Raw genomic sequence first — 13,631 nt, 5'->3', positions numbered from 1 at the left:
ATGGGATGAAGATCGCCCTAGAGGTGGCCAAGCATGTAGACAAAGTGCGGATCAATCCTGGCTTGTATGTGTTCGAGAAGCCCAAACCCGATCGAACCGAATATACGCCTGCGGAATTTACTGAGATTGGCGAGCAAATTCGCGACATGCTCGAACCGTTGGTGATCTCACTCAGAGACCAAAACAAAGCAATGCGGATTGGTGTCAATCATGGCTCGCTGGCCGAACGGATGTTATTTACCTACGGCGATACACCCGAAGGGATGGTCGAATCGGCACTAGAATGCATCCGGATTTGTCAATCTTTTGACTTTCACAATCTGGTGATCTCGATGAAAGCTTCCCGCGTCCCCGTCATGTTGGCGGCCTATCGACTGCTTGCCCAACGCATGGACGCAGCCGGAATGGATTATCCGATTCACTTGGGAGTCACCGAAGCTGGAGATGGTGAGTACGGACGAATTAAATCCACTGCCGGAATTGCGACCTTACTAGCCGAAGGGATCGGTGATACGCTGCGAGTGTCCCTGACCGAAGCTCCCGAAAAAGAAATCCCCGTCTGTTATAGCATCCTCCAGGCCCTGGGATTGCGGAAAACGATGGTGGAGTATGTCGCGTGTCCTTCCTGCGGTCGCACCTTATTCAATCTCGAAACCGTCCTCCATCAAGTACGCGCGGCCACCAATCACCTGACGGGCTTGGATATCGCCGTTATGGGTTGTATCGTCAATGGCCCCGGTGAAATGGCCGATGCTGACTATGGCTACGTCGGCAAAACACCGGGCTATATCTCCCTCTATCGGGGTCGCGATGAGATTAAACGCGTGCCCGAAGCTGATGGCGTCGCGGAATTAATCGCCTTGATTAAAGCCGACGATCGCTGGGTCGAACCAGAGTAGTAGCCGATCGACGCCGATCGAGGCTAAAATCTAAACATCAATCTGGCGATCGCTAAGCGCAACCGATCTCCGAGTCCGACTGGGATCGATACTAACTGGCAATCTCAGCCTCTGGCAGACAGCGGCACGGGTACCAGCCAGATCGGCGATATGGTAAGATTGATATTAATGTCAGGCGATCGATCGCACTTGAAATCAGCACTGGTACTTGCCAGCGTTAAGCCCGATCGATTGCCGTTATCCCCTCTTTTCCTGCTAATTCCAGACGTAAATCATGAAGATCGAAAAACACGGGTTAGTTATCGGTGCCACCGCTTTAGTCCTCACAGCAGTAGCAGTTACTGGTGCGGGTCTGCATCTTCCCAAAGGTGTTGCCTTCTTCAAGAATAGTCCCAAGGAATTGGTAGATGAAGTTTGGCAAATCGTCGATAAACAGTATGTCGATGCTACTTTCAATCAAAAAGACTGGCGCGCCATCCGCAAACAGTACGTCGTCCAGAAAAATTACGCCAGCAAGGAAGAAGTCTATAAGTCGATTCGACTGATGCTCAAAAATCTGGGCGACCCTTACACCCGCTTCATGGACCCCAAAGAATTTCGCGATCTCCAAGTCGAAACTTCCGGTCAATTAATCGGTGTCGGCATTCAACTGAGCCAAAACGAGAAAACCAAAAAACTCGAAGTCATCGCCCCCATCGAAGATACTTCCGCTTCTAAAGCGGGGATTCTCTCCAAAGATATCATCACCAAGATCGATGGCAAAAGTACGACGGGGATGGATGTCAATCAAGCCGTGCAACTCATTCGCGGGAAGGAAGGCACGACCGTCAAACTCACCATTCAACGGGACAATCGTCAAGTCCTCGAATTTAACCTGCTCCGTCAGCAAATCGAGATTCATCCCGTCGAAGCCAAATACCGCCCCAAAGAACTCGGCGGGATCGGCTATATCCGGCTCAAGCAGTTTAGTGCTAATGCTTCTAGCGAGATGGGTGCCGCGATCCAGAAGCTCGAAAGCCAAGGTGCGACTGGCTATGTACTCGACTTGAGATCGAATCCTGGCGGCTTACTCTATGGCGCGATCGATATCGCGCGGATGTGGATGGATGATGGCAAAATTGTCTCGACTGTCAACCGGCAAGGGACTGGCGATGTCAGTAGTGCCAACCGAACTGCCATTACCAAAAAACCGCTAGTTGTCCTCGTCGATGGCGGCTCTGCCAGTGCGAGTGAAATCCTCTCTGGTGCCCTCCAAGACAACAAGCGCGCTCAACTAGTCGGCGTGAAGACTTTTGGCAAGGGGTTGGTGCAATCGGTACGTCCCCTCTCCGAAGGTGCGGGGATGGCCGTGACGATCGCCAAATACTATACTCCTAGCGGTAAGGATATCAACCACGCTGGTATCAAGCCAGATATCGAAGTCAAGCTATCCAAAAATCAAATCCAAGCCTTGGTCAAGGATCGGACTAAAGTAGCGACGGCGGCCGATCCGCAGTATGCCAAAGCCATTCAAACGCTCCAAACTGCGATCGCAAACAGTGGCGGTGCAGCCCAAAAAAAGTAACTGACAGTTTACCGACAGATCTTAGTGATGCGTCGTGTAAACCAGGAGCAACACCCGATTGCTCGATCGAAACATCGGTAACGCAACTGACTAATCGTTATCTATCCAGATCGCTATATTATCTGTGGCTCAATAACCAGTAACGATCGATTAATAGCCCCGACTTTCACAAGTCGGGGCTATTTTAAAGTCAGTTCGGGATCAGGATTTCCGATTAATCACTTCTGGCTTCGGTTTGGAACCGCCCCAAAAAATTAAACCCAACCCACAGACCGATTCCCATTGCGAAGCTAATGCGTTCGCGTAGCGTCTCGCAGAGAAGCGCGTCAAGCAGCCAACAGATCGACCCTTGTGCAGGGGAGTTTGAGGGGGCGGCGACCCAAATCACGCGGAGGTTCCCTCCGCATGTGTTTGGGTCAAGACGCACCCCGCCCTTCAACGGGGGGACTGGGGGTCGGAACCCCCAGATCCGGGTTCTGCCCTCACAAATCAAACCTGCATTACACAAGTTCTAATCGGTTACCGATTGGCGTGCTACCAGCATTTAGAAGTGATTTTTATCTTGAACTGACGTTATTTTAATCTGGCTGAAAAAGTCCACCAATTTCTCTAGGAAATTGGTGGACTGAGTTATCAAACGATCAATCGATCGATCGATCGATCGGTTAGACACCAACCGCTACTGGTTTTTGAGTGAAAAAAGTAGTCCGTACGGTTTCCGCAATTTGGGAACTCGTCAAACCCAGATTTCCTAATGACTCATCCGGAGTCGCATGTTCGACCAGGATATCCGGTACGCCGATCCGTTTGACGGGGACGACGACATTGAGATCCATCAAGGATTCCAGAATTGCCGCACCAAAGCCACCCATCAGACAACCTTCTTCTACAGTTACCACCTTCCCGATCGATCGCGCTAATGGCGCAAACAGTTCGGTATCCAACGGCTTGGCAAAGCGGGCGTTAATTACCGTTGCTGAAATTCCATGCTCGCTCAAGAGCTGCGCTGCCTGAAGAGTAGGATGTACCATCGAACCATAGGCAATCATCAGCACATCATCGCCCTGACGCAGGATCTCCGCTTTACCGATCGGTAATTCTTCCCAGCCTTCATCCATCAATGGTACGCCATAACCATTACCACGGGGGTAGCGCATCGCGATCGGGCCATCAGTATAGTTAATCCCAGTCACTACCATCCGCTGCAATTCTCCTTCATCCTTAGGTGCCATCAGCACCATATTCGGGATACATCGCAGATAGGCAATATCATACATCCCTTGGTGGGTGGGGCCATCTGCCCCGACAATCCCCGCTCGATCGAGACACAGGAACACGGGGAGATGTTGGATGCAGGCATCATGAATAATTTGGTCGAAGGCGCGTTGTAAGAAAGTCGAATAAATCGCTGCGACCGGACGTATCCCTTCAGTCGCTAACCCCGCAGCTAGTGTAATTGCATGTTGCTCGGCAATCCCGACATCGATATAGCGATCGGGGAATTTTGCCTGAAACTTGTCCAAACCCGTCCCCGTACCCATGGCAGCGGTGATTGCCACGATGCGCGGATCGTTTTCAGCCAACGTCATCAGGGTATCAGCAAATACTTTAGAATAGGTTGGCGGTTTGGGTTTAGTTGCTGGGGCACTCTTACCCGTGGCTAGATTAAAGGGACTTTGAGCGTGGTAGCCTTCTTGGTCTTTTTCGGCGATCGTATATCCTTTACCCTTTTTGGTGACAACATGCACCATCACTGGCCCGGTATGCTTGTGAGCACCTTCAAAGGTACTAATCAATTCTGCCAAATTGTGGCCGTCTACAGGGCCGATATAGGTAAATCCTAGCTCTTCAAATACCGCACCAACTTTGGGAACGGCTAGCCGCTTCATCCCTTCCTTCACCCGCGCCAGTTCGGGCGAAATTGTTTCGCCGACAAACGGGATATTTTTGAGTTGTTCCTCGATATTGTCACTGAGGAACTGAATCGGCGCACTGACGCGCAATTTGTTCAGATAGCGCGGAATTGCACCGACATTGGGCGAGATCGACATCTCGTTATCATTTAACACTACTAATAAATTAGTTTTGGGTAAATGTCCGGCATGATCGATCGCTTCTAGAGCCATGCCACCTGTTAATGCGCCGTCACCGATGACCGCCACGCATTTGAAGTTATCGCCATTAAGATCGCGTGCCATCGCCATCCCCAATGCCGCAGAAATGCTCGTAGATGCGTGTCCGGCACCAAAGTGGTCGAACTTACTCTCTTTGCGATTGAGATAGCCAGCAATGCCATCCTTCTGGCGGAGCGTGTGAAAGCGATTGTATCTACCCGTAATTAATTTATGGGGATAAGCTTGGTGTCCGACATCCCAAACCACCTTATCTCGATCGAGATCCAATGTTTGATACAGTGCCAAGGTCAGCTCGACAACACCTAACCCAGGGGCTAAATGACCGCCACTGGTCGCCACTGTCTGAAGATGTTTTTCCCTGATTTCTAGTGCGATCTGCTCTAGTTGCCGAACTGATAAACCGTGCAACTGGTTTGGATGGGTGATTTCGCTTAGGTGCATAGCCAGTTTTCCCCGTCTGATAAGATCTCGATATTTGATTAGCTTCTCTAACTGTAATTTATTTAGCAGGTTTGAGATCGGTAAATTCTCTGGTTGTAACAGTTAGCAATGGGAATTTGGGGGGAAGGGGAGACTGGGGGACGGGAAGACGGGGAAATAAACGACAAAGAGCAACATCTGAAATCGTTAGCAAATGACAACAGCGGGCAAGCAAAGAAACTGGGTAATTATTTCAAATCGCCTGGTCTGTTTGTCGAGCTGCTATGATTTGAACGATCGACCTGACAATTTAACCGGCTATGCAATGGGATAAATTACCGAAATTGGTAAAGATTGGATTAGTAACTGTAGTGAGTGGCGGTGCGATCGCGGCTACTTATAGCGCACTCGATCGATTGGGATACATACCCCCGATCTCGCTATGGCGATCGATCGTGTGTACAGATTGTCCGACCCAATCGGCTTACCATCAGCGACCCAATACCCTGATTAAAAGCGATCGATCTCTGGCCGATTTACTAGGCGATCGAGTAGATAAATCAAGTATTTCGATCTTAATTGAAAAATCAAAATATCGGTTGACAATCTACAAAAATAGACAACCTCTTAAATCATATCCGATCGTGCTAGGCGAATATCCGACTGGCGATAAAGTTATTGAAGGCGATCGGCGTACCCCTGAAGGCATCTTCCAAATCAAAGATCTCTATCCCCATCCGCAGTGGTCGAAATTCTTATGGTTCGACTATCCGAATTCAGCTTCCTGGCGTAAACATTTGGCTGCCAAACAAACTGGTGAAATTCCTTGGTACAAGTCTATCGGTCGCGATGTTGGCATTCACGGGGTACCTGTAAATTTAGATAATTTAATCGATCAGCAAGTTAATTGGACGTGGGGATGTATTTCGCTCAAAACTGCTGATGTCGATGAGATTTATCAAGTATCTCGATCGGGTACTTTAGTTGAAATTGTTCCCTAAGTTGTAGATCCCCGACTTCTTGAAGAAGTCGGGGATCTGGCGTAAATATTCCTAGTCACTCTCGATCCTGGGTATGCTAAAGATCGGTGAATTCGCGCAATATTACAACTGCTATGTCTGGCAATCTGCAAATTCCCCAACGCTACGTTAGAATTAGTAAATACTTATCCAAACACTTGCGTCATCAGCCAGAACGACTGGGATTGGAACTATTACCAGGTGGATGGGTCAGTGTAGATAAGCTGCTAGCAGCAGCATCAGCCAATGGATTTGAGATTAGTCTAGCTGAATTACAACAGGTAGTTGCCACCAATGATAAACAACGTTTTGCATTTAACGATCGCGGCGATCTGATTCGTGCCAATCAGGGACATTCGATCGAGATCGATTTACAGCTTTTAGTTCAAACTCCCCCAAATACTCTCTATCATGGCACTCATGTCAAAGCAGTAGCCGCAATTTTGGTAGCAGGATTGCAAAAAATGTCTCGTCACCACGTTCATCTCACCACAAATCTGAAGATGGCATTCAAGGTGGGTGGTAGGCGAGGCGAAAGTGCGATCTTGGCAATAGATCCGCTAGCGATGATCAATGATGGCTATCGCTTTTATCGGACGGAAAACGATGTGTGACTGGTCGATGCCGTCCCCCCAGAATATTTAACACGAGTAGATGATGTTCCGTGAGCTTTGAAGCTCGGACAGCAAATTTTAGGATAGAAAATTAATATGGGCTACGATAATTTTAATCAGAATAATAACGCTCAAAGTAAAGGACTATTAGCCTCGGGCTGGCGACCCCTGAATCGAGATTTGGACGTCGGATTTTTTGCAAATATTGTGCTCAATGATTCCTGGAGCTTGGCCAAACGCAGTGCTGATTTCTTGAGCGATGTCGCCGATGCCCTCAGTCGCAAGCAATATTCCTGGTGGGCGAATATGCTAAATGTATTTTCCGATAGCGTTCAGTACGAATTTAACGAACTGTGGAATTATATTACCCCCGATCCGGCTTCACCCGATCGCCGACACAAAGATGTCTTAGTCGCCCAAACTCCGATCGTTCAATTGGTCAGTCGCGATAGTATTCCGATCGATTATGTCTTAAATCGGTTAGAAGAAATTACTGTCAAAAATATTCTGGAAGTTTTAGGCAAACCCGATCTGATCACTCAGTACTATTGGGAACGGTATTTCTATTATCCACCAGAGCGATTCACTACCTGGGAACGGCTGGAAGTCTTGGGGTATGTTTCGGCATACTGGAAAGAATACGATATCTGGGTACAAGTCGAGACATTTGAAAAAGGCAAACGTCAATATACAATTTCAGCTCCAGATTTAGCCCCCTTAATTAGTAAGGCTACCTACGATGTGGCGGTGATTCTCAGCGGCTATAAAAGTCGCGTTGGTAAAATCAATAGCGAGTATCCAATTCGATCGTTCTCAGCCGACATTCAAAGCTTCACCGATCGCGTCCAACAAGCAATCTTGAGCGAACAACAGGTAGCTGTCTTAATTAATGGCGAACCTGGAACAGGTAAAACCGTCTGGACGCAATCGATCGCTAAAGAAGTGCTGATGCCGTTGGGATATGTGATTTTTATCCTCGATCACGATGCAGTTGAAAACTTCGTACCACCGAGTTATTTAGAACGGATTTGCTTGATTATTAATGAAGCTGATAATCTAGCTAAAAATCGCGCCCTCGAATCGGCTCAAGAAAATAGTAAAACCGAACATATTTTGGGTTTACTCGATGGCACTCTTTATCAAAGCGTAATTGATGAAGCGGGTATTCATCTCCAACAAAAGTTGGTGGTTCTGATGACTTGCAATACTACCGATCGCATGGATCCGGCTTTATTACGCAAAGGACGGGTTGATTTCACCTATGAATTCGTTCATAAATTTGTCTAGTAGTCTCCCGTAAATCTAGTAAGGGCAATTCATGAATTGCCCTTACTAGATTTACGGGAAACACAAGGAGGAAATGGGATCCTAATTTCCGCCGTCTAGGACTAGGCTATGAGCTTTGTGACTCAGATCCGCACAGTTTAGTTGTATCAATTGTCTGGAGTAAATGCTCGCTGAATTCGGCGCAACTTGTGGTGATGTTCGGTGTGTTGGACATATTCTTGGTAGGATATGTTCGGAATTTGACAATGCGATCGCTCGAAAAGATCGATTAATGACAGATCGATCTGTTGCTGAATTGCTGGTTGTAATGCTGGCGGCACTTTGACAAAAACTGCGATCGCCGTCGGACTTGTTTGCACAACTCGATATGCTTGAATATCTACTGAAGCTGTCATAATTGCTCTGCGGACAAAATCTGGAAATATCGATATTAATTTCTCTCCAGTGAGATTTGGCAACCAAAAAATATCATCGCATCGCCCTTCGACGCTGGCTAAAGCTGTAAATACCGATTCGCAGGGACAGGGATCTGGTCGTTCTGTTAAAATGTCATCTAAGCGATAACGAATAATTGGTTGAGTTCGCCGATTAAAATCCGTGATAATCGGCATGAATTTTCCCAGTTGGCGATCGATATATTCTTTTTGAATTACTAAGATATCTTCATTGAGATGTAGAGTACCATATGCACAAGTACTTCCTAAAAAACCTTCCGTACATTGATACAATTGATGGATCGTGCGACCGAAACATTCGGACAAATATGTTGCATCTAAGGGGTCTAACACCTCCGCCACAGCAATGATTTTCTCTGGTAGGATACGTAGCTCACCGCTCGATCGAGCGGCGGCTAATCGCCTTAACATTGAGGGTGGTGCGACTAAAATCGTCGGATCGATCCGGTTGAGCCGCTCGATGTGGTTTTCAACAGTAGCAAATAGATCGAAATACTCAAAGCGAATGCGTTGTCTCTGGACTGTTTCATAAAGATTGCTATTAGCTCTGAGGAAAAAAGCAATTCGCTCGGACGTAAAAATCGAGTGAGGTAGTGCTTTTGCCAAGATACTACCCGCCCATAGTTGCCGCTCTACTGGGCTGACGATAAATAAGCCCCGATTGCCACTTGTCCCCGAAGATAGCCCAATCGTATATCCCTGAATAGTCGGACTAAAGTTACGCGTTGTTTCAGCTTCGATCGCCAGCGTAAATGCTGAGTCTTTGGTAATTCCGACTGTATTTAAGTCGTCAAAGTTGGCCATCATTGCCGATTTGTCAATGATGGGGAATGTTTGCCAACTACTCAAATCTAAGCCCTGGTATCGATCGCGATAAAACCGAGATTTGGGTAAAACATCGGTGAGAAAACCGATAACTTTGGTATTTTGCCAAGCTAAAAGCTGCTGACGACTCTTGAATTTTCGCACGTATTTTGTTAATAAATACTGCCGCAGAATTGCTAATTTATCGTTCACTGAGTATTAAATTTAATCTTAACTAGAATCATGATGCGATCGACTTATTTAATCCCGCCCAAGTTTTCGCACAATGGGTGGGAATGATGTTTAGCTCTGGATTGAGCTGATGCAATTGATGAATTTTGGCGAGTGTATCTACATATTCTCGATCGTTGGCAAAAATGAGACTGGCGATCGGATGTGGTTTGATGAAATCTTGATAAGCACGGCTGAGCCAACAAGCATCGGCAATTAGAAAATAACTGCATTCGTCAGCGTCAATCACAAATAAACCTAACTGTCCAGTGGCATGACCGGGGAGTTCGACAGCGAGGAGACTACCATCGCCAAACAAATCACAGCCAATATCAAAGGGAAGATACTGTGTCGGTAATGAGATGGTCTGGAGATCTTCTACGGAGATGCGGCGACGATCGAAATCAGCAGGTAATAATCCTGGCAAAAAACCAGCCTTCAACGCACTCCATCCTTGGCGATTTTTTACGGCTTGATAGGCAGAATTAAAACAGATAAATCGAGCATTTGGAAAATCTTGTAAACCGCCAACATGATCGGCATGAAAGTGAGAAATAATAATATAACTTACCGATTCTGGCGAGATGCCTGCTTGTTGGAGTTGAGAGACAGCACTATCTGCGGGCTGGAAATATACAGGCGTAGCTAGCGCATATAACCGTAATGGCCAAGCACGAGTTTCTTGAAAAAATCGCTGAGAATAGCCCGTGTCGAAGAGGATTACGCCGAGCGTCGGATGGAATATCGCCGCAAATAGCGAGGGGAAATTAGCTTGCTGCCATTTGCCATCGCGGATGACTACCGCTTCAGGATGCGTGCAATATCCGGCTGAAAAAAAGTTAACTTTAAGGGACATATCGATCGCGATTATTAGTTTGATACCATCGAGCGAAAATATCTAATCCATTGTCGATACTCACGCGAGGTTGATAGCCTAATTCGTGAGTGGCTGCGGTAATGTCTAAGGTTTGACTATAGGCTAGTAATCCCACTGTATACCGAGTCAGAATGGGTTCTCTCCCCAACAATATTGTATTGGCGATCGATTCCATTAGCGATGCCGTCCAATTCGCTGTACGCAGTGAAATTGGTCTGAGTCGGCACGGCTCCTCTAACTTGGCAAATAGCTGTGTCAATAAGTTAGCAACAGTAATTGGTTCTCCATTCGTAATATTAAAAATTCTGCCCAATAAGGTCTCTGGGGCAGTTTGGCACAGCAATAAAGCATCAATGACATTATCGACATAGGTAATGTCAATGCAGGCTTTGCCTCGATCGATCAATGGAATCCCGCCACGTCGATTTGCTCTCATTAATCGGGGTAGAATCGCAGTATCGCCAGGGCCAAAAATACCGCGCGGTCTGATCGCAATTGTCGGTACACCAGATTGATGTGCTTTGCTGACTTCGAGTTCGGCTAATTGTTTGCTACTAGCATAAGCGTTAACGGGGATGGGTAAAGGTGTATTTTCTAAAATATTTAAGCGATCGTGGTAATTGCAATAAACAGCAGATGTAGACACATGAATCAATCGCTTAATGTGATGAATTTGACAGCCTTGGATGACATTTCTAGTGCCTAAAAAATTAATCTCATGAAAATCTCGATCTTTGCCCCAGGGTGAAGATAATGCACCGCAATGAAAAACATAGTCTTGTCCTTGAAGATCGGCAATTATTCCCGATCGATCTCTCAAATCTCTAGCTATGAAATGGACGTTGTCAGTGACTAGTTGTTCACCAATACTCGAATTGCGACCTAATGCCGTAACTTCATGTCCAAGTTTGCTAAGTTTAACTACCAATTGTTTACCTAAAAAACCTGTCGCCCCAGTTACTAAACTTCTCATGAGAGTATTATTTTTTTATACCTTTTTCTTGCCAAATTGAGAGTTGAGTTATAGTATTTAATGTGAGCGTGCGATCGGATAAATTTGAAATCATCGATCGTCGATCGCTCAAATATTCGAGATGTTGATGATTGCCAGTAGATTGTAAGATCGCTCGATGATCGCGGATCGCTCTTGCCAATGCGCCCGTCGGGAACCAACGTCCAGGGAAGATAAATTTTCCCAGTTTAGCCCAACTATCCTGGCTCCCCGTCAAGTGATAAAATCGCTCGACAGCATCGAATCCCGCCGATGCTTTAAATACTCCCCCGTAAGCAATAACGATCGGGTTGACTTGTAATTCTTCCTGGAGTTTTGGGGCAGCAGCTAAAGCAAGTCCCGCACCAATACTGCCACAAATTAGCCATAAATTACTATCTAGCGATGCCGCAGCTCCCAGTCGATTGCTGATACATCGAGCGATGGTATTGCCGTAGGTTTTTTCTAAGCATGTCACTAGTACCGTTTGCCAAAAGTTGTATAAAGAGATTAACCATAAGGGCAATTCTCGATCTCCAAAATGTTGCCAAATCTGCAATCTAGCAAATTCACGAGCAGTCGAGTTGTCGTAAGGAAAAGGTGCTGAGACGATCAAATCTACATCAATTTGATCGCCCAGCTCTTGCAAAAAATCTCTTTGTTCTGGTGCCAAATCTTCGCTGGCATAGTTACTAATTCCAGTCAGAAAAACAACCGCATTTTTCCATGGAGATTGGGTATCAGTGACCGATTTTGTAGATCTACTCCACAGATACCACCACCACAGTGTTTCTCCCAAAGTCCACAGCAAAATCATACTTGCGATGCCAATGCCCATAGCGCAGATCCAGATGATGATCGTCATTAACTTTCAACTTATTCAAATCTCTGGTACATTCCGCTGTTTGACAATTTCAAAGCTGCCATCAGCTTTAAGTTCGATCGTTTTTCCCCGCCAATCGATCCGCCGGGGCGAAAGCAAAGCTAAAATAATATGGATTGGCATCACTAGCTGAATCGCTAATAATAACAATATGTGACGATCGGGCGTAGCATTTTTAAAATATTTAGTATTGAATTGGGTCAGAATGTAAGCATTGACACCAAAATAGATAAGTCCGTAAATTGCCGCGTACGCAGAAGGGCATAATACCAGATAGCCGAAGACGATCGCCGGAACAAAGGTCGGTATTAGTGCCGTGCTATAAAATATCGCAAGTTCGCGAATACTGATCGATTTTAGGATCGATTCTTGCGGGAAAATAAACCACCGATTTAAGAGGGTGAAATAATGAGCGGCATCTTTAATTTGGGTGCTGATGCCATGACAAACTGGGGTTTGGGCTAGTAGATAGCCATGCGATCGAAAGTGTTGGGCGATCGCAAAATCATCGACAATTGCTGTTTCTAGTCCCGAAAAGCCATCGACTAGATCTAAAACCTCGCGTTTCATCACAAAAAACATCCCGTTAATTGTAAAAGGTGCTGTCAAAAAAGTATAAGGAACGTAAGTCAGCAGGCTACCACTATTCACAACACAAGATACTAGTGTAGACCAAATATTTGAGAAGTTAAGATAATAAGGTAAGCCAAAAGCAACTCCAACCGCAGGTCGATCGAGAAAGGGAATCGCTCGATCCAGTCCTCGATCGGGTAAAATTGTGTCATCATCTAGCACGGCGATGATCTGACCTTGCGCCTGCTGCAATCCGGCAATTAATTTAAACGTCTTGGGACTGATGCGCTCTGGGGGTTGTGGTAATGAAATTAGCTGAACGACCGCGTCTGGATATCGCTCGATTAATTGGCGACAGCCAATTTGCGCTTGAGCATCATCATCATCAATCAACCACAAAAATTCAGTGTTATAACTAGTTTTCATCTGCAAGTTACTGGCTAGACAATCCCACAAAGTAGGATCGCCACTCAGAATGGGTTGCAAAATACTGACTTGCAATCCGGCAACTCGATCCGCTGCTTCACTGCTCGCATCTTCTCGCTTGAAAAAATCTTCGATCAGCAGGTACTTACCAATTCTTTCAACTAAAAATAATAAACCAATCGATATAATTAAGAAGTTCATATATTTGCGATTATAGATCCAGTTTACTACTGGCCAGCGCCGAATTTAGTATTCAAAGACGATCCCGCCGACCGAAAATCCTGCAGAAGTGCCCAACAGCATCACCAGATCTCCGCGCTGGATCTTGTTTTGGTGACTCAGGTGGCCCTGCTCTTCAAGCTAACGGTGATTCACAAAATGTTGTTGGTGTCACTCACGCTGGTGGAACAATGGGAAGCAATATCGTTTCTGAATATTCCGATTTAACTCGCT

Annotated in this window: 12 protein-coding genes; 6 read left to right on the top strand and 6 right to left on the bottom strand. The window is 46.2% G+C overall.

The annotated features are described in order from the left end of the window. Both ispG and ctpC read left to right on the top strand, forming a co-directional pair. Positions 1 to 899: (E)-4-hydroxy-3-methylbut-2-enyl-diphosphate synthase (gene ispG / locus RMO27_RS11635; RefSeq protein WP_309732554.1), on the top strand; the 899-nt coding region annotated here is incomplete at its 5' end. 274 nt (positions 900 to 1,173) lie between these two features. Next, entirely contained in the window at positions 1,174 to 2,463 is a 1,290-nt protein-coding gene (gene ctpC, locus RMO27_RS11630; RefSeq protein WP_309732552.1) for a carboxyl-terminal processing protease CtpC, read from the top strand. Between the two features lie 665 nt (positions 2,464 to 3,128). Here ctpC and dxs read toward each other — a convergent pair. Beyond that, complete coding sequence (dxs, locus tag RMO27_RS11625; protein ID WP_309732550.1) at positions 3,129 to 5,039, bottom strand: 1-deoxy-D-xylulose-5-phosphate synthase; 1,911 nt, start codon at positions 5,037 to 5,039, stop codon at positions 3,129 to 3,131. A 299-nt stretch (positions 5,040 to 5,338) separates the two neighbouring features. Between dxs and RMO27_RS11620 the strand changes: the two genes are divergently transcribed. The 3 genes from RMO27_RS11620 (at position 5,339) to RMO27_RS11610 (ending at position 7,938) form a co-directional block, all read left to right on the top strand. Further along, entirely contained in the window at positions 5,339 to 6,019 is a 681-nt protein-coding gene (locus tag RMO27_RS11620) for a L,D-transpeptidase family protein (protein WP_309732549.1), read from the top strand. Between the two features lie 113 nt (positions 6,020 to 6,132). After that, positions 6,133 to 6,651: an RNA 2'-phosphotransferase gene (locus RMO27_RS11615; protein WP_309732547.1), complete on the top strand. Its 519-nt coding sequence runs from the start codon at positions 6,133 to 6,135 to the stop codon at positions 6,649 to 6,651. Between the two features lie 96 nt (positions 6,652 to 6,747). Further along, complete coding sequence (locus tag RMO27_RS11610; protein WP_309732545.1) at positions 6,748 to 7,938, top strand: AAA family ATPase; 1,191 nt, start codon at positions 6,748 to 6,750, stop codon at positions 7,936 to 7,938. A 146-nt stretch (positions 7,939 to 8,084) separates the two neighbouring features. Here the strand turns inward: RMO27_RS11610 and RMO27_RS11605 are convergent, their stop codons facing one another. The 5 genes from RMO27_RS11605 to RMO27_RS11585 are packed head-to-tail and all read right to left on the bottom strand — an operon-like array spanning position 8,085 to position 13,379. Then, positions 8,085 to 9,410 carry a F390 synthetase-related protein gene (locus RMO27_RS11605; protein ID WP_309732543.1) on the bottom strand — a complete coding sequence of 442 codons (1,326 nt, stop codon included), beginning with the start codon at positions 9,408 to 9,410 and terminating at the stop codon, positions 8,085 to 8,087. A gap of 28 nt (positions 9,411 to 9,438) precedes the next feature. Next, complete coding sequence (locus tag RMO27_RS11600; protein WP_309732541.1) at positions 9,439 to 10,284, bottom strand: MBL fold metallo-hydrolase; 846 nt, start codon at positions 10,282 to 10,284, stop codon at positions 9,439 to 9,441. Then, entirely contained in the window at positions 10,274 to 11,278 is a 1,005-nt protein-coding gene (locus RMO27_RS11595) for an NAD(P)-dependent oxidoreductase (protein WP_309732539.1), read from the bottom strand. Before RMO27_RS11595 ends, RMO27_RS11600 begins: the two co-directional genes overlap by 11 nt. 7 nt (positions 11,279 to 11,285) lie before the next feature. After that, positions 11,286 to 12,134 (bottom strand): hypothetical protein, encoded by an 849-nt coding sequence (locus RMO27_RS11590; protein WP_309732537.1) that lies wholly within the window; start codon positions 12,132 to 12,134, stop codon positions 11,286 to 11,288. 42 nt (positions 12,135 to 12,176) lie between these two features. Further along, a complete protein-coding gene (locus RMO27_RS11585) occupies positions 12,177 to 13,379 on the bottom strand; it encodes a glycosyltransferase family 2 protein (RefSeq protein ID WP_309732534.1) in 1,203 nt (400 codons plus the stop codon). Between the two features lie 2 nt (positions 13,380 to 13,381). On the opposite strand from RMO27_RS11585, the gene RMO27_RS23845 reads away from it, so the two are divergent. Next, positions 13,382 to 13,631, top strand: a 250-nt coding sequence (locus RMO27_RS23845) for a trypsin-like serine protease (protein ID WP_396133675.1), incomplete at its 3' end; no start/stop codon positions are given.

The sequence above is a fragment of the Chamaesiphon sp. OTE_75_metabat_556 genome, assembly GCF_031378165.1.
Lineage (GTDB): Bacteria > Cyanobacteriota > Cyanobacteriia > Cyanobacteriales > Chamaesiphonaceae > Chamaesiphon.
This window is presented reverse-complemented; position numbering and strand designations above follow the sequence as displayed.